15 protein-coding genes and 1 tRNA gene are annotated in these 18,273 nt (G+C 40.3%); all 16 read right to left on the bottom strand.

Annotation, left to right across the window (positions count from 1 at the left end; all coding sequences use genetic code 11):
• Positions 1–42 precede the first annotated feature (42 nt).
• On the bottom strand, positions 43–375 hold the full coding sequence (locus tag GQR46_RS04570) for a Na+/H+ antiporter subunit G (RefSeq protein ID WP_007585525.1): 333 nt from the start codon (positions 373–375) through the stop codon (positions 43–45).
• Positions 376–384: 9 nt separating this feature from the next.
• The gene (locus tag GQR46_RS04565) at positions 385–654 is read right to left on the bottom strand and encodes a K+/H+ antiporter subunit F (protein ID WP_007378493.1); all 270 of its coding nucleotides are present in this window, start codon (positions 652–654) and stop codon (positions 385–387) included.
• A complete protein-coding gene (locus tag GQR46_RS04560; protein WP_007585523.1) occupies positions 648–1,184 on the bottom strand; it encodes a Na+/H+ antiporter subunit E in 537 nt (178 codons plus the stop codon). The genes GQR46_RS04565 and GQR46_RS04560 overlap by 7 nt, the downstream gene beginning before the upstream one ends.
• On the bottom strand, positions 1,184–2,701 hold the full coding sequence (locus tag GQR46_RS04555) for a monovalent cation/H+ antiporter subunit D (protein ID WP_010554686.1): 1,518 nt from the start codon (positions 2,699–2,701) through the stop codon (positions 1,184–1,186). The genes GQR46_RS04560 and GQR46_RS04555 overlap by 1 nt, the downstream gene beginning before the upstream one ends.
• Positions 2,698–3,051 carry a Na+/H+ antiporter subunit C gene (locus GQR46_RS04550; protein ID WP_010554685.1) on the bottom strand — a complete coding sequence of 118 codons (354 nt, stop codon included), beginning with the start codon at positions 3,049–3,051 and terminating at the stop codon, positions 2,698–2,700. The genes GQR46_RS04555 and GQR46_RS04550 overlap by 4 nt, the downstream gene beginning before the upstream one ends.
• Positions 3,051–5,843, bottom strand: a complete 2,793-nt coding sequence (locus GQR46_RS04545) for a monovalent cation/H+ antiporter subunit A (protein ID WP_165728932.1) — start codon at positions 5,841–5,843, stop codon at positions 3,051–3,053. The genes GQR46_RS04550 and GQR46_RS04545 overlap by 1 nt, the downstream gene beginning before the upstream one ends.
• A 215-nt stretch (positions 5,844–6,058) precedes the next feature.
• Entirely contained in the window at positions 6,059–7,234 is a 1,176-nt protein-coding gene (locus GQR46_RS04540) for a hypothetical protein (protein WP_165728933.1), read from the bottom strand.
• Entirely contained in the window at positions 7,221–8,099 is an 879-nt protein-coding gene (gene nlpI / locus GQR46_RS04535; RefSeq protein WP_010554683.1) for a lipoprotein NlpI, read from the bottom strand. Before nlpI ends, GQR46_RS04540 begins: the two co-directional genes overlap by 14 nt.
• Positions 8,100–8,240: 141 nt before the next feature.
• Positions 8,241–10,367: a polyribonucleotide nucleotidyltransferase gene (gene pnp, locus GQR46_RS04530; protein ID WP_007585511.1), complete on the bottom strand. Its 2,127-nt coding sequence runs from the start codon at positions 10,365–10,367 to the stop codon at positions 8,241–8,243.
• Between the two features lie 620 nt (positions 10,368–10,987).
• Positions 10,988–11,257, bottom strand: a complete 270-nt coding sequence (rpsO, locus tag GQR46_RS04525; RefSeq protein ID WP_007585509.1) for a 30S ribosomal protein S15 — start codon at positions 11,255–11,257, stop codon at positions 10,988–10,990.
• A 153-nt stretch (positions 11,258–11,410) separates the two neighbouring features.
• Entirely contained in the window at positions 11,411–12,370 is a 960-nt protein-coding gene (truB, locus tag GQR46_RS04520) for a tRNA pseudouridine(55) synthase TruB (RefSeq protein ID WP_165740144.1), read from the bottom strand.
• Positions 12,354–12,839, bottom strand: a complete 486-nt coding sequence (gene rbfA / locus GQR46_RS04515) for a 30S ribosome-binding factor RbfA (RefSeq protein ID WP_007585506.1) — start codon at positions 12,837–12,839, stop codon at positions 12,354–12,356. The genes truB and rbfA overlap by 17 nt, the downstream gene beginning before the upstream one ends.
• A gap of 156 nt (positions 12,840–12,995) precedes the next feature.
• A complete protein-coding gene (gene infB / locus GQR46_RS04510; protein WP_165740142.1) occupies positions 12,996–15,656 on the bottom strand; it encodes a translation initiation factor IF-2 in 2,661 nt (886 codons plus the stop codon).
• Positions 15,657–15,681: 25 nt separating this feature from the next.
• Entirely contained in the window at positions 15,682–17,181 is a 1,500-nt protein-coding gene (nusA, locus tag GQR46_RS04505) for a transcription termination factor NusA (protein ID WP_165740140.1), read from the bottom strand.
• Positions 17,182–17,220: 39 nt separating this feature from the next.
• Positions 17,221–17,676 carry a ribosome maturation factor RimP gene (rimP, locus tag GQR46_RS04500; RefSeq protein ID WP_002958482.1) on the bottom strand — a complete coding sequence of 152 codons (456 nt, stop codon included), beginning with the start codon at positions 17,674–17,676 and terminating at the stop codon, positions 17,221–17,223.
• 281 nt (positions 17,677–17,957) lie between these two features.
• A tRNA-Met gene (locus tag GQR46_RS04495) sits at positions 17,958–18,034 on the bottom strand.
• Between the last annotated feature and the right edge of the window lie 239 nt (positions 18,035–18,273).

Below are 18,273 nucleotides of genomic sequence, written 5' to 3'. Positions count from 1 at the left end.
ATAAAATGAATTTATTCGGCCTTTTATAAATATATTTTTATGTTAATCGTCTTCTACATTATCTAGGCCTTTAGTGCCTTCTTTAGCTTTTAGCTTATGATGAATAGCTGACTTTATTAGCATGTAACCACTAATCGGTGCCGTAATTAGTAAAAATATAGTAATGAGTATTTCTTTAACACTTAGGCCATGTCCTGAATTTGCAAAATAAACCATAGCTGCAATTAGCATACTTGCCATGCCCAACGTTGTTGCTTTAGTTGGCCCATGCAAACGCATAAAAAAGTCAGGTAGTTTAACTAAGCCTATTGAGCCAATTAAAATAAACGTACCACCAAATAACAATAATATTGATACAACCCATTCGCTGATCATGTTTTCACCTTATTCAATTATATCGCCACGTAGTAAATACTTACACACTGCAACTGTACTTATGAAACCTAGCATGGCAATAAGCAGTGCAGCTTCAAAATAAAGCCCTGTATCCATACTAATGCTATATAAAATAATCAGTGCAATGACGTTAATGTACATTGTATCGAGCGCTAAAACACGATCAGGCACTGATGGACCAATGATCAATCGCCATAAATTAAGCAATAATGATAAGCCAATCATCGAAAAAACAATGAGTAATACGGTGTCTAACATTGAAATATCTCCTTTAGTGGAGCTTCGTAGCGTTGTTTTATTTGTTTGATAAGTGCTTCTTCATCTTTAAGGTCAAGCACATGTATTAATAAGTAGCGTTGTGTTGGCTCTTCACCCTCAGGTAACGATTCAGCAATTGGGTAAACCTCTGCACTCACTGTACCGGGTGTAAGCGATACACTACTGGCCAATATGGTAATTGGCATATCATGAGTTAAATCTATCGGTACTTTTATAAATGCCGGACGCAAATTTTTAGATGGCCCAAGTATAAGTAAAGCCACTTGTAAATTTGCTACGACAATATCGTACAGCACAATAAGCAACTGCTTAAGAGCCAAGCCCGGCTTTAAAATTAGTGGCTGAGGCTCGCGAAGCGAAAAACTTAATATCGGGATAAGTATTGCAAAAATAGTCGCTAATACTAAGTGCCCTACCGACACGCTATTATTTAACAATAGCCAAACCATAAACAAAAATAAGCTACGAAATGGCGTTGGTAACCAACGAAAACGGGCTTGTAATCTCATCACATGCCTCCTTTAAGTACAGCATTAATACCGCCGCTTATATCATGTAACTGAGTAGCAGCACCTAGCATGTATTCACTTATTGGTCCGCCAAAAATAACGAGCAATGGCGAACACGCAAGTAAACCTATAATTACAATTACCTGCAACGGGTGTGCATTTGCACAATCTGCGTTTTCGCTATTTTTACTTTTATGCTCCCAAAACAAGGTCGTGCCAGCACGCGAAAGCGCTACCAACAACGCAAAGCTTGTTACTAAATATACAGGCCAAAATAGTAAAGCTTGCTCACTATTTAATGTGGCTTTAAGTATCCAAATTTTACCTACAAAGCCTGATAGTGGCGGCATACCAACTACAGTTAAAGCCGCAACAATAAAGCACACACCTAATAAAAATGGTTGTTTAACAGAGCGACCCGCTACTAGCCTATCACCAACTTTACCGCGCTGGATTGAAACTAAGTCTGCTAGTAAAAACAGTGCGGCACTAACAAGTGTTGAATGCACTAAATAATATAAAAGTGCAGCAGTGGCATTTACATTTTGCAATGCAATTAGCGCAACCAACGTACCTACCGATACTAATACTAAGTTAGAGGTGAGTTTACGTAAGTCTTGCGCTGCCATAACGCCAATGGCACCCACTATAATGGTGGCAATTGCTAAGCCCCAAAGCCAAGGCTGCGCCATATGTTCAAGCGCTCCTGCTTGTTCGCCAAATATCACCGTGTAAACACGAAGCATGGCGTAAACGCCTACTTTGGTCATAATCGCAAACAATGCAGCAACCACAGGTTTAGCGCTTGAATACGTATTTGGAAGCCATAAATGCAGAGGTAATAGTGCGGCCTTTAAAGCAAATACAATTAATAGTAATAAACCACCTGCTTTTGCTAGGTATACATCATCGCCCGAAAGCTGTGATACTTTTTGCGCCATATCTGCAATATTAAGCGTACCAAGTACACCGTACAAAATACCCAAACCGATTAAAAATACGCTTGAGCCAACTAAATTTAATATTACATATTGCAGTGCCGCACGAGTGTTTTGTTTATCACCTGCATGCATTAACAGTGCATATGATGCAATCAGTAACACTTCAAAAAATACAAATAGGTTAAATAAATCGCCAGTTAAAAACGCGCCATTTACACCCAATATTAAAAAATGAACAAGTGGATGATAAAAGCTGCCCTTTTCATCATCGCCAGCACTACCATATAAAATAGCGCCCAAACCTAAAAGTGAAGTTAACGTAACCAATAAGGTAGATAACATGTCAGCGACTAAGACTATCCCAAATGGTGCAGACCAACTACCAATAGCGTAAACATTAATACCTGTATTATTAATATGTACAAGTAAAAGCACACTAATGGCAAAAGTAGCTATTGCCATTACAATTGAAACTAAGCGGCGAATTTTGACGCTTTTACCACATGGCGGCAGCAATAAAATAACTGCCGTCAACATAGGTAATAAAATAGGTAGCGAAGCTAAATGTTGGATCATTTTTGCTCCTTATTATCTGCAGAGGTGTTAGGCACATAACCATCAACATGGTCACTACCTAAATCGGCGCGCCCACGTATTGCCAAAATAACCACAAATGCGGTCATCGCAAAACCAATCACTATTGCAGTTAGTACTAATGCTTGAGGTAGAGGATCGGCGTATTCTGTGCCAGTACCAAGTACTACCGCTTTATTAATAGTAAGGCGACCTGCTGAAAACAAAAATAAATTAACAGCGTATGAAATCATAGTAAGCCCAAGTACTACAGGGAATGTACGAGCTCTCAGCAGTAAAAACACACCGCAACTGACCAATACTCCAACGCAAGATGCGTACAATAATTCCATTAAATATTTACCTCTTTTTTCTGGGTATCTGCTGTCATATTACCTAAGCTTGCTAAAATCATTAACGTAGCGCCTACAACAGTTAAGTAAACACCTAGGTCAAATGCAATCGCGCTGGCAAGCTCTGTTTTACCGACAAACGGAATATCAAAGTAGTCAAACCAAGTTGTTAAAAATGGCTTATCGAAGAACCAACTACCCACACCTGTAAACAAAGAAATACCGATGCCTGAGGCTATAATTTTGCGATAATTAACATCAAAGCGTTCGTTTATCCATGCTGTACCATGCGCCATGTATTGCAAAATAAACGCGATTGACGTTACCAGTCCTGCAATAAAGCCACCACCAGGTAAGTTATGTCCACGTAGGAAAATATATGCAGAAACTAATAACGCAAGCGGTAATAAACTTTGTGAAATACTCGCCAGTAATATTGGATGACGTTCTTTAGCCCATGGGCGCCCTTCGCTGTCGCTTGCTGGCATAAATAATGGAATTCGAGAAAGTACTTTAAATATACCTAATGCGGCAATACCTAATACGGTAATTTCTCCAAGCGTATCAAAGCCCCTAAAGTCGACCAAAATAACGTTAACCACGTTGGTACCACCGCCACCTATTTTAGCGTTAGCAATAAAGAAGTCTGAGATTGAATCTAATGGACGTGTAAGTAATGCGTAACAAATACTCGCTATCACTACACCTAACGTAGAGGCTATTGCTAAGTCTCGAAGTACGCGTAATGAACTTGATTCTTTTGGCGTATGCTGCGGCAAGAAAAACAATGCCAACATAAGTAAAATAATAGTAACAACCTCAACGGTTAGCTGCGTAAGCGCTAAATCTGGAGCAGAAAAGCGTGTAAATACAACCGACACCATTAATCCTACAATTGAGAGCATTAATAGCGATACCATTCGAGAGCGATGCCAAATAACGGTGGCAAGAGCACCAATAATCAATAAGCCTGCACCAATTGCATTGTGCACATCAACAGGGGTAAGTGGCATGCTTCCGGCAAGTTGTTGCATTTCAAATAACGGCCAACCTGCACACAGTAATACTACCGCTAACATAATTACAAGGTAGCGCTGCAGCGATCCATTTTCTGTACTGTTTACTTTTGACTGACACCAAGCAACAATATTTAAGATTACACGTTCAAACGTTTTTTTAGCGTTTAGAGGTGGTAGTGATGCTTGAAATTGAAATAGATATTTACGATTAATATAAATAAATAAGCCGCCAGCAATCGCCATCGCACTCATTAGTAGAGGCAAGTTAAACCCATGCCAGATAGCTAATTCGTAAACAGGCATTTCTTTTCCAAGTACAGCTAAAGACGCCGCAGATAAAATGCCATCAATTGTAAAGTGCGGGAACATACCCACTAACAAACAAATCACAACAAGTATTTCTATTGGTACACGCATATAGCGCGGTGGCTCATGCGGCGTACGAGGTAAATCAATTGGTTCACCATTAAAAAACACGTCATGAATAAAGCGTGCTGAGTACGCAACAGCTAATGCACCTGCAACAGTTGCCAGTACTGGAATTAACCACGACATAGAACCAAGCACTTGCTGATGCAGCGTTTCTGCAAAAAACATTTCTTTAGACAAGAAGCCATTTAGTAAAGGAACTCCTGCCATTGCAGCCGCCGCGACCATCGCAAGCGTTGCAGTGTATGGTAAGTATCGCCACATACCATTTAATTTACGCATATCGCGCGTGCCCGTTTCGTGATCAATAATACCAACGGCCATAAATAACGACGCTTTAAACGTCGCATGGTTAATTATGTGAAAAATAGCAGCAACAGTCGCAAGTTCAGTATCAAGTCCGAGTAATAGCGTTATTAAACCCAAATGGCTTATTGTTGAATAGGCTAACAAGCCTTTTAAGTCGTGTTTGAATAGTGCTATATAAGCGCCAAACAACAGCGTAGCTAAACCCGTTAACCCAACGAGCAAGAACCAAGTATCGGTGCCGGCTAAAGCAGGATGAAAACGTGCTAACAAAAATATACCGGCTTTTACCATCGTCGCAGAATGTAAATACGCGCTTACTGGCGTAGGCGCTGCCATTGCATGAGGAAGCCAAAAGTGAAATGGAAATTGTGCCGATTTAGTAAACGCACCCAGTAGCACCAATACCAATGCTACTTCGTATAAATCATGAGATTGAATTATTGCTTTACTCGCTAGAATAACATCTAGGTCGTAACTACCAACAATATCACCTAATAGCATCAATCCAGCAAGTAACGCTAAGCCGCCCGCGCCTGTTACAGCAAGCGCCATACGTGCGCCTTTTCGCGCTTCTGATTTATGCCACCAAAAACTAATTAATAAAAATGAGCTGATGCTCGTTAATTCCCAAAACAACCACAGTTGAATGACGTTGTTAGACATAACAATACCAAGCATTGCAGTCATAAATAGCATTAAGTAACTATATAGCTTAGCCATTGAGTCATTAGCGCTTAGGTAGTAACGGGTGTAGAGGATAACGAGCAAGCCTATGCCTAAAATCATAAACATAAACAATAAACTGAGGCCGTCTAACCGCAGAGACAAATCGAGTCCTATTGACGGGATCCAAGCTAAAGAATAACGAATGGTTTCGCCCGCTAAAACGGCAGGTGCATGGTATAGAGTAATCCCCAAAGCCGTCAAAGGCGCAAGAGCCGTTAAACTAGTGCTTAAATTGCGGGATAACTTACCTGTGCATGCAGAAATAACACTGCCAATTAAGGATAACAAGGGTATCCAGAGCAAAGTCATAATGTAGGGCCTTTTATTATCATAAGTTTATTAGGGCATCTCTTTTTAATACTAAGTGATGCTTTTACTGCCTGTTTTTAAACGACATTAATGACTATAGTTATACTGAAAAACACTGATTTTGTCTATAAAAAGCGGTTCTGTATGGGTGTTTTTTAAACAAGAACTAACAATTTATTAAGCCTAAAAAAACAATTAATTAATACTGATAATTGTTAATTTAATATGGCCTTATTTGCAAATGTAAGCGCGCCAGGGTGACGATGAAAGTTACCATTGGTCATATCTAAATGTTTCAACCAAAGTTGTCTATACTGCGCTGAGAGCCCTAACTGCTGATATTGCATAATAGACCAATTTTCACTAGGTTTATAAGCAATACCTCCTACCTGGCAACTCTTTGCTTTATGCCAACCTGTTGGCGGTGACTCACCATGAGAAATAAATAAATTAGGTGCAACAAAACCCGTTTTTGCACACAACCATGCTTGCTTAGTTTTAGGCAAAGCGTATTCATCTTCAAAACCGTTAAAATGCATCAGCTCATGCAAAAATATACTGTATTTTGCTTTTGAGTTTATTAGCATTGTTCCCTTCGTGACATTAGCCGTTCCATCTTTAGGCATCATCACTATAAAATCAAAATTGTTAGGAAGCTGGCTATTAAGTTTAGATGATTGCCAGTCACACTTTGCTATTTGACTAGTACTACTTTTACACTCAAGCATACCCGCAACGTAAACGGGTTTTGAAAAGCAAAAAATATTTTCACGGGGCTCTGGTTGTTTATTATAAGCATTAATAAACTCTGTAAGTTTATATAAGCCACTGCGATGATCGCTCATAGTCAGCACGTTAAACATACATTGCTTATTAGGTTTGCTTATATTTCTTAAAGATGAAAAACCGAGATCGTGGATAAACGCGGTAGATATTTTACTCTGTGGTATTTTTAACTGAAGTTTTAGATGATTTAGTACATCCCCTGCTGGTAATTTGTTTTTACTAGCGAGTAACTCTAAATCGCTCCAACGTGATTGCTCAAGTAACTTTGTTGCTAATATTTTACGCTCTGGGATTGTTAAGTCATTTATAGCGGAGAGCCAAAATTGTTTTGCAGTATCACTCTGACTGCTTTTAATAAGCTTAAGAGAATACATATATTGTGCTGAGGAAATTTTACTGCGAGCAAGTATAGCTAAAGAGGTCTTTGGTAACTGCTCTAGGTGATCAGAAAAATAAGCTGGTGAATTCCAATAACTTTGTAGAACATTGGCTTTTGTATTTAAAACATGCCAAAAGCCAATAGCGCCAAGGTAATTACTCGAGCCTGTAATTAACAAACAACATAGTAATACACCTATTAATTTAAAACGCTTAACTTGCGTCAACACCTTCCATCAACTCAAGTTCTAAACGCGCATATTTGTACTCAATAAACTCATGTACATTGGTTGCTAGCGCAAGCCTAAAATAGTCTGATGCTAAGTACAGCTCACCCGCTGCTTGATGCATTTTGGCTAAGTAAAAATAAGCTTCACATAAACGTTGCGCATATTCTTGCTCAGTTCTAACACCATCACTAATGCCTGATAAAAATGCATGTTCACTCATATCGCCCGTATAAAGAGAAATTAACTGATACGCCCATTGTGAATCATCAAGCGCAGTCGCATTTTGTTTAAGGGCATCAAGTGCGATTACTTTATCCTCTTGTGCCTGGGCTAAATAAACCCATAAAACACGGTACGGATCGTTAGGAGAACGGGCTAAAAACTCATTAAAGTCATTTTTAGCAAGGCCAGCTCTATCGCCGTAATACAGTGCAATTCCTCGATTTAAATAGGCGTATTCATGCTCTTCATCAAGTTCTAGAGCTGAATCGAAAAACTCATAGGCTTTTTCGTACTGCTGCATAAGCGTATGTTGAATACCTAAAAAATTATACACTTCAGCTAAATCAGGCTTAAGTTTTACTGCGCGGTTAAAATCAATACGCGAAAGAGTGGTCATACCTAGACTATCGAAAAGTACACCACGGTCGTAATAAAGCTTAGCTTGTTGCTCTTCGCTTAAGTCAGCCCTATTCAATAACTCTGAGTAGCGTGCAATAGCAATTTCACTTCTAAAGTCAGAGGCTAAAGGTGCAGTAAATGGCACATTAACAATCGGGGTTGGTTCTGATTCTGTTGTAGTTTGGCAAGCGCTTAAAGACAAAATAGCAAAAGATGCCAAAGCTAAATGTTTGAGTATCATTAAAATCCTTAATACCAAGATATATCGCGATTAATATAAGACAGACCTTGTCCAATAAGGTTTCATTAAAGCATAAAAAAAGGGGCTAAACAGCCCCTTTTTTATCATCTAGCTAATATAACTAGATTAATAAGTTAACAATTACGCGTCAGTTGGCGCGTCAGCTGCAGGTGCTGCTGATTCCATTGCTTCTTTAATACTTAGACGTACACGGCCTTGGCGATCTACTTCTAGTACTTTAACTTTAACTTCTTGACCTTCAGAAAGGTGATCAGCCACGTTATTAACGCGCTCAGTACTAATTTGAGAAATATGTACTAGACCATCTTTACCAGGAAGAATGTTTACAAACGCACCGAAATCAACAATACGTACAACTTTACCTTCGTAGATAGTACCTACTTCAAGTTCAGCTGTTAATTGCTCAATACGGCTAATTGCATTAGCTGCACTTTCGCCATCTGTAGCGGCAATTTTAATCGTACCGTCGTCACCGATTTCAATCGTTGTACCAGTTTCTTCAGTAAGCTGACGAATAGTTGCGCCACCTTTACCGATAACTTCAGCGATTTTCTTCTGTGGGATTTTCATTGTGTATATGCGAGGAGCAAACATTGATAGCTCTTCAGAAGGAGCAGAAATTGCTTCGTCCATCACTTCTAAGATATGTAAACGTGCAGCTTTTGCTTGTTTAAGCGCAATTTGCATGATTTCTTGAGTGATACCTTCGATTTTGATATCCATTTGAAGTGCAGTGATACCTGCAGCTGTACCAGCAACTTTAAAGTCCATGTCACCTAAGTGATCTTCATCACCTAAGATGTCAGAAAGAACAACGAATTTATCGTCTTCTTTAACTAGACCCATCGCAATACCAGCAACAGACGCTTTAATTGGTACACCGGCATTCATAAGTGCAAGTGAAGTACCACATACAGAAGCCATTGAAGATGAACCGTTTGATTCAGTGATTTCAGATACTACACGGATTGAATATGGGAATTCAGTCAATGTTGGCATTACAGCAGCAATACCACGCTTAGCAAGGTTACCATGGCCGATTTCACGACGCTTAGGAGAACCAACAAAACCAGTTTCACCTACACAGAATGGAGGGAAGTTGTAGTTAAGCATAAAGTGGTTTTTATGAGTACCCGTTAAATCGTCGATTAACTGTGAATCACGTTCTGTACCAAGTGTAGCTGTTACTAACGCTTGAGTTTCGCCACGAGTAAAGATAGCAGAACCGTGAGTACGCGGTAATACGCCAGTCATTACATCTAGTGCACGAATCATATCTGGTTCACGACCATCGATACGTTTTTCGCCAGAAGCGATACGGCCACGAACGATTTTCTTCTCAAGTGAACCGAAGATTTTACCAATTTCTTGCTTATCTAAAGACTCGCCTTCAGCAAGTTCAGCTGTTAACACTGCAACAACTTCATCTTTAGCTACGCCAAGTGCTTCTTTACGCGCTACTTTATCAGTGATTAAGTAAGCTGCGCCTACTTTATCAGCAGCAATTGCTGCAACTTTATCTTCTAGTGCAACGTTTTTAGCTGGTGCAGTCCAATCCCAAGTAGGCTTGCCTGCTTCTGCTTTAAATTCTTCGATTGCAGTGATGATCGCTTGAGATTGCTCATGACCATATACAACAGCGCCAAGCATTACGTCTTCTGCAAGTACGTTAGCTTCTGATTCAACCATAAGTACCGCTTTATCAGTACCGGCTACCACTAAATCAAGTTGGCTTTCTTCAAGCTCTTTTAATGTAGGGTTAAGTACATATTCGCCGTTGATGTAACCAACGCGAGATGCACCAATTGGACCACTGAACGGGATACCAGAGATAGCAAGTGCTGCTGAAGTACCAATCATCGCAACCATATCAGGTTGGATTTCAGGGTTAACAGAAACAACAGTAGCAATAACTTGTACTTCGTTTACAAAACCGCTTGGGAAAAGTGGACGAATTGGACGGTCAATAAGACGTGCAATAAGTGTTTCGCCATCGTTAGGACGACCTTCACGCTTTAAGAAACCACCTGGGATACGACCAGCAGCATACATACGCTCTTGGTAGTTAACTGTTAGTGGGAAAAAGTCTTGGCCAGGTTGTGCTTCACGCTTACCAACAACAGTTACTAAAACTGAAGTGTCGCCAATGCTTGCAAGTACAGCGCCGTCTGCTTGACGAGCGATTGCACCAGTTTCTAGAGTCACTGTATGTTGACCTAGTTTGAATTCTTTAATAATTGCTTGCACTTAAAATATTCCTTAAATGTATTCTAATAAGTTGTCATCAAAGTACCAATTACAGTACATAATTGTATTCAGTTGGAAATCAATTAAGTACTACAATTGGCAATGATGTGAATAAGCGTAGATAAACCTTTTTACCTACGCGCATAGTATATACCAAAGCTGCTTCAAAATGCGAGTCTAGGGTGTGTTGATCTTTGTGGATTGAAATTTGTTCAATCTAGGGTCGATTTAATCACGGCGCGAGATTTGTAACCTAGTGGGCTAAGTAAAAATCGAGCAACAAAGAGTTAATCGCCCCTAGGATGAACCCGCAGGGCAGCGCATGTTTGGCATTTATGCTGCGTTATCGCCTATTTATGGGGAATAACCACACTACATAGGCGCTGCCTTGCCTAAAGACCAAACATACAGCTGCAAAATTAATCACGAAAGGTCAACACACACTCGCTACTAGATTTAAACTGGGCTAATTAGCGGGTAAATACAACAGCTATTGGTAGTCTATGAAATGGGGGTTTTATATTATAATTCAATAGGTTTAAGAATTTTCTTAATTTGGAAACACAAATTTTAGGCACAAAAAAAGGAGCTAAAAAGCTCCTTTTTCTATAATCTAGTTCTTAGCGACGTAGGCCAAGTTCTTTGATTAACGCAGTATAACTAGTGATGTCTTTACCTTTAAGGTAATCAAGTAGTTTACGGCGAGTGCTTACTTTACGAAGCAGACCACGACGTGAGTGGAAGTCATGCTTGTGATCAGCAAAGTGACCTTGAAGCTTGTTGATGTCAAAAGTAAGTAATGCTACTTGTACTTCTGATGAACCTGTATCGCCTTCTGCACGTGCAAATTTAGCAATGATATCGATTTTTTCTTGATTGCTTAGTGACATAGTAACTCCAAAAATTAAATTTAAAAGGTGTCTTAGCCGATCACTAATTCAGCCAAAACGATTAAGCGGGCGTATTCTACCAACTGTAGGAATAACTACAAGCTAATTATCCCCAACTACAACTAATAAGCCACCGTTAGGCACATTAGTTGCTTATTCAGGCTTTACGTAATCGTCTTGCTGACTAGCAAGACCACGTTTAACCTTTAAATGACCGTTTGAGTTGCGCTCACCAGTACCAATAAATATATTATCCGCAACAACTTTAATTGCACCATCAGGTAAAGCGATTGATAATTCTACAGCTTGCCCGTGACTAAAAACCCCCCCTTGTTCTTTTGTAATTTCAACAACGGGTAAATCAGTTAAAGCAGTATCAATTGGTAGCAATAGCGAGTCTAAATAAGTTGAAGGCGCAAGCTCTTCTTCTTTCGCTTTAGCAAGCAACGCTTCAATCTCATCAAGCGAGACCATTTTATCTGCCGGATACTGACCAACAGCGGTTCTGTGGAGCATAATAACGTGTGCGCCACAGCCTAGGTTTTCGCCTAAATCATCAACGATTGTACGAATGTAGGTCCCTTTAGATACATGGGCCGTCATTTGTAATACGTTGCTTTGTTCATCAAATTCGTCAAACGATAAGCTAAACACGTTTATTTTTCTGCATTTACGAGGAACTTCAATACCTTCGCGCGCGTACTTATATAACGGTCTACCTTGGTACTTAAGAGCTGAGTACATTGACGGATATTGTTCAGACTCACCAACAAAAGCAGCTATTTCTTTTGTTAGCTGTTCACGCGTAACGTTCACATCTTTAGTGCTAACAATTTCGCCATCAGAATCTGATGTTGTTGTACGCTCACCCAGTTGTGCTCGAACGATATAGGTTTTATCTGTATCGAGTAAAAACTGCGTAAACTTAGTCGCTTCACCAAAACAAATTGGCAGCATACCTGTGGCAAGTGGATCTAAAGCACCTGTGTGTCCAGCTTTTTGCGCAAAATAAACACTTTTTGCTTGCTGTAATGCTTTATTTGATGAAATGCCTTCAGGTTTGTTTAACAACAAAATACCGTCAACTGCACGGCCTTTACTGCGCTTTGCCATCTGTATCAGTGCCTTCTTCGCTATCTGTATCGTCTACGTGATCAGTACCTTCTTCGCTATCTGAAACATCAGCAGCATCAACACTTTCTACGTCTTCATCTACATGCTTTGCGTTATCTTCGCGGATAATAGAATCCACTAAGTTAGAAATACGCATACCTTCCATTAATGAGTTATCAACTACAAACTTTAACTCAGGCATTATACGTGCACGGATACGCTTACCAAGTAACGAGCGAATATAGCCCGTTGCTTCATTAAGTACTTTTGCGCTTTGCTTTGCTGCGTCTTCATCTTGTGTGTTAAACACAGTAATGAAAATTTTGGCATAAGATAAATCGCGCGATACTTCTACCGCTGACACTGTCACCATACCTAAGCGTGGATCTTTAATTTCGCGTTGTAAAATTACAGCAATCTCTTTTTGGATTTGCTGTGCAACACGATCAGTGCGAGAAAATTCTCTCATTATACTTGTCCTAAAATAATAACTTATTGAAATTAAATAATAAGTTAACTAAATAATGGATATGCAAATGGGGGCTAAGCCCCCATTTAAAATCTTAGCGTAGGGTGTGTAGAACGTCCGGCGTTAACCTGAGCGTTCAATACTCCCTAGTAACAATTATAGAGTACGTTGTACTTCAACTGTTTCGAATACTTCGATTTGGTCACCAACACGTACGTCATTGTAGTTCTTAACGCCGATACCACATTCCATGCCGTTACGAACATCAGCAACATCGTCTTTAAAGCGACGAAGTGACTCAAGTTCACCTTCATAGATAACAACGTTTTCACGTAGTACACGGATTGGAGCGCTACGTTTAATAACACCTTCAGTAACCATACAACCAGCGATTGCGCCAATTTTTGGAGACTTGAATACGTCACGAACTTGAGCAAGACCAATGATTTCTTGTTTAAACTCTGGCGCTAACATACCTGACATTGCTTGTTTAACTTCGTCAATCAAGGCATAAATTACGCTGTAGTAACGTAGGTCTAAGTTTTCAGTCTCGATAACTTTACGAGCTGAAGCATCAGCACGAACGTTAAAGCCAACTACAATTGCGTTAGACGCTGCAGCTAGTGTTGCATCAGTTTCGGTAATACCACCAACACCTGAACCAACAATCTTCACTTTTACTTCATCAGTAGAAAGTTTAGTTAGTGAATCAGAGATTGCTTCGATAGAACCTTGAACGTCAGCTTTAAGTACCACGTTAACTTCAGAAACATCGCCTTCAGTCATGTTAGTAAACATGTTTTCAAGCTTAGCTTTTTGTTGACGTGCTAGTTTAACATCGCGGAACTTACCTTGACGGTATAAAGCAACTTCACGCGCTTTACGTTCATCTTTAACTACAGTCGCTTCGTCGCCCGCAGCTGGAATACCAGAAAGACCTAAAATCTCAACTGGAATAGATGGACCAGCAGACTTAATGTCTTTACCGTTTTCATCGCGCATTGCACGAACACGGCCATACTCAAGACCACATAATACAATGTCACCTTGGTTAAGCGTACCAGATTGAACAAGTACTGATGCTACTGGACCACGGCCTTTATCAAGACGAGATTCAATAACAACACCAGCCGCCATACCTTCAGTCGGTGCAGAAAGCTCTAGAAGCTCAGATTGGTTCAATACTGCTTCAAGAAGGTCGTCAATACCTAAGCCAGTTTTAGCTGAGATATGAACGTACTGCGTATCGCCGCCCCATTCTTCTGGAATAACGTCTAGTACAGCAAGTTCGTTTTTAACACGATCTGGATCTGCGCCTTCTTTATCCATTTTGTTTACAGCAATGATTAAAGGAACGCCAGCTGCACGTGCATGCTGTACCGCTTCTTTAGTTTGTGGCATAACGCCATCATCTGCTGCAACTACTAGGATTACGATATCAGTCGCTTTAGCACCACGAGCACGCATTGAAGTAAATGCAGCATGTCCTGGTGTATCTAAGAAGGTGATCATGTGACCGTTTACATCAACATGGTATGCACCAATATGCTGTGTAATACCACCGGCTTCGCCAGAAGCAACCTTCGCAGAACGAATGTAATCAAGAGTTGATGTTTTACCATGGTCAACGTGACCCATTACAGTTACTACTGGAGCACGTGGCTCTGACTTACCATCTTCGTGGCGGTCATTAAGTACTGTTTGCTCTAATTCGTTTTCTTTAACAATGATAACCTTGTGACCCATTTCTTCTGCAACTAATTGTGCAGCTTCTTGGTCAATCACTTGGTTAATAGTAACCATGTCACCCATTTTCATCATTGTTTTAACAACTTCAGCGCCTTTAACGGCCATGCGTGATGCAAGCTCAGCTACTGTAATTGTTTCGCTAATACGCACTTCATTTTTAACATCAACAGTTGGTTTTTGGAAACCATGTTGTAATGATGCAGGTGCTTTTAACTTAGACTTGTTACGGCCTCTTGACGCTGCAAATTTATCTTTTGCTGGCGCTTTTTTCTTTTTCTTAGCACGGCGTGTACCTTGCTCATCACGAGCATCGGCAACATCTTCTGCTTCACGTGCATAAGTAGAAGTCGTAAGATGGTGATCCGCTGTTTCTTCGCGTTTCTTACGTTCTTCTTCTTCTTTCTTCCAGCGTGCCGAGTTTTCTTCAGCTAGCTTTCTTGCTTCTTCTGCTTGACGTTTCGCTTCTTCTTCAGCTTTCTTCAATGCGGCCTCTTCTGCTTCTTTTTGCAGACGCTCAGCTTCTATGCGATCTTTCTCAGACTTAGCACTTTGCTCTGGGGTCATCTGCTTTTGTTTCGCTTTACGCTCTGCATCAGCTTTGCGTTTAGCTTCTTCTTTGGCTTTACGGTCGGCTTCTTCTTTCGCTTTGCGTTCTGCCTCTTGTTTCGCTTTTAATTCTGCGGCTTCTTGGTCAGCTTTTTGCTGCTCTTCAAGACGCACTTTTTCTTCAGCAGCTAAGCGAGCTTGCTCTTGTTCTTGTTCCATTGCGCTTTTCTTCACGTAAGTACGTGTTTTGCGAACTTCAACTTGAACATCTTTTGCTTTACCAGTAGAGCCCGTAACACTTAAAGTGCTTTTGCTCTTACGTTGTAAAGTCATACGCGCTGGGCCATCTGAACCTGTACCGCCATGATGCTTGCTTAAATGATCAAGTAACGTTGCTTTTTCAGCTTCTGTTACGTTATCAGTTGCTTGCTTAGTGATACCTGCTTGTGAAAACTGCTGTAGCAATTTATCAACAGTCGTACCTATATCGCCGGCTAGTTTTTCAACATTTACTTCTGCCATAGTGTGTAATACCTCCGTTAATAAATTACTCGTCTGCAAACCAACAAATGTTTCGTGCAGCCATAATCAGTTCACCCGCTTTTTCAGATGAAAGTTCTGTGATATCAACTAATTCGTCAATACCTTGTTCTGCCAAGTCTTCAAGTGTAACAACACCCTTGCTTGCCATAACAAATGCTAAGTGACGCTCTAAGCCTTCAAGCGCAAGTAAGTCTTCAGCTGGCTCTGCGCCATCTAAGCTTTCTTCCGTTTTAAGTGCTTTAGTTGTCAATGCATCTTTTGCGCGTGAGCGCAGTAAATCTACAGTCTCTTCATCAAGACCATCAATTTCTAAAAATTCAGACGCTGGTACATACGCCACTTCTTCAAGTGTCGAGAAACCTTCGTTGATAAGTAATGATGCAAACTCATCATCAATTTCTAAATTTTCAGTGAATAAGTTAAGTAACTTATCAGATTCAGCTTCATTTTTAGTACGCATGTCTTCAACAGTCATTACGTTTAGTTCCCAGCCAGTTAACTGACTTGCTAAACGAACGTTTTGACCATTACGACCAATTGCTTGCGCTAGGTTATCTGCTTCTACAGCGATATCCATTGAGTGAGTGTCTTCATCCATTACGATTGAAGCAACTTCTGCTGGCGCCATTGCATTGATAACAAATTGTGCCGGGTTGTCATCGTAAAGTACGATATCAACACGCTCACCGCCAAGTTCTGACGATACAGCTTGCACTCGTGCGCCACGCATACCAACACATGCACCAATTGGGTCAATGCGTTTGTCGTTAGATTTAACAGCAATTTTAGCGCGTGAACCTGGATCACGTGCTGCAGCACGTAATTCAATCATCTCTTCGCCAATTTCTGGCACCTCAATGCGGAATAATTCCATTAGCATTTCAGGTTTAGAGCGCGTTACAAATAATTGTGCACCGCGTGCTTCAGGCTTAACTTCATATAAAAAGCCACGAATACGGTCACCCGGGCGGAAGTTTTCACGTGGTAACATGTCATCACGGTAAATTACTGCTTCTGCGTTATTGCCTAAATCAAGAACAATAGAGTCACGCGTTGCTTTTTTAACAACACCCGTTACCAACTCACCTACTTGATCTTTGTATGCTTCAACAACTAAAGCACGCTCAGCTTCACGTACTTTTTGTACGATAACTTGCTTAGCCATTTGTGTTGTAATACGGTCAAATTTGATTGAGTCGATTTGCTCTTCAACATAATCACCCATTTGCAAATCAGGTTCTTCAACCTGTGCTGCTTCTAGAGTGATTTCGCTGTATGGATTCTCTAAAGAACCATCTTCTAATACAGCGGCAATCTGCCAACGACGGAACGTATCGTAATCACCAGTTTTACGGTCAATTGCTACGCGTACTTCAATTTCGCCATCGTGTTTTTTCTTTGTAGCTGTCGCTAAAGCGAACTCTAGAGCTTCAAAAATCTTTTCTTTTGGAACCGCTTTCTCATTGGAAACGGCTTCAGCAACCAATAATATCTCTTTTGCCATGGGTAATGCCTCGCTTGCCCTATTCCTTCGCACTCGAATTTAAAACTTCGCGATTAAATTCGCACGTTCGATGTTACTAAGCATGATCAGATGCTCTGCACCATCGCTAGATAGTGTGATCATATCGCTGCTAACTGCTACTAAGTCGCCTTTAAAATTACGACGACCATCCTGTGGAAGTTTAGTACGCACGCGTACTTCCTCTCCTTGCGCCTGCTCGTAGTGATCTTGTTTGAATAATAGACGATCAACACCAGGAGACGATACTTCCAAATCATATTCATTTGTAATTGGGTCTTCGACGTCTAAAATCGCACTAATTTGGCGACTTGCATCCGCACAGTTATCAACTGAGATCCCATCCTCATGAGCAATATATACTCTTAAGGTAGAATGGCGACCCGCTTGCACAAATTCAAGACCATGCAATTCAAAGCCTAACATTTCTACCGCAGGCGTTAACATGGTTACTAAATCTTGTTCAAGTTTTGTCACGAAAATCCTCCATACAAACAAAAAAAGGGCTTATAGCCCTAAAATACTGAGTTTAAGTTTTAATTTGATGACAATTGCCACAAATCGCAAGGTGCAGATACAACAACGCCCCGAACCAAGCGGGGCGTCACACCAATAAAGCATAAAACTGTGTGGCCTAGGGCCAAGCTTGGTTGCGAGTCAGTAAACTGACCTAATTAAACTACATAGTCTAAAACGCAAAACGCGCATTACTTAGAATGCGCGATATAAATTAGTAAGGTAATACCTACTAGTAGAATTGGTTGCGGGAGCCGGATTTGAACCGACGACCTTCGGGTTATGAGCCCGACGAGCTACCAGACTGCTCCATCCCGCGCCAATAGATATCAAACTTTAAATTTAATATCGCTGTTAGCTGTTTTACAACATGCTAAACAATGGCCGCTATTATAAGGATGTACGGGATGATTAGCAACTATAATACGCAATTAGTTTATAAAATTTCCAATTCGTCAAGATGCTAATTTAATGTATATATAAGTAACATAAGTAATCAATCAATTTTATAAAATGCTGTCTCTAAATTATTAAATATTACAGCTTATTATTTTTGAG

The organism is Pseudoalteromonas sp. Z1A6 (assembly GCF_011378745.1).
Classification (GTDB): domain Bacteria; phylum Pseudomonadota; class Gammaproteobacteria; order Enterobacterales; family Alteromonadaceae; genus Pseudoalteromonas; species Pseudoalteromonas arctica.
Note: the sequence above shows the minus strand (reverse complement) of the source record. Positions and strands in the feature narration are given on the sequence as shown.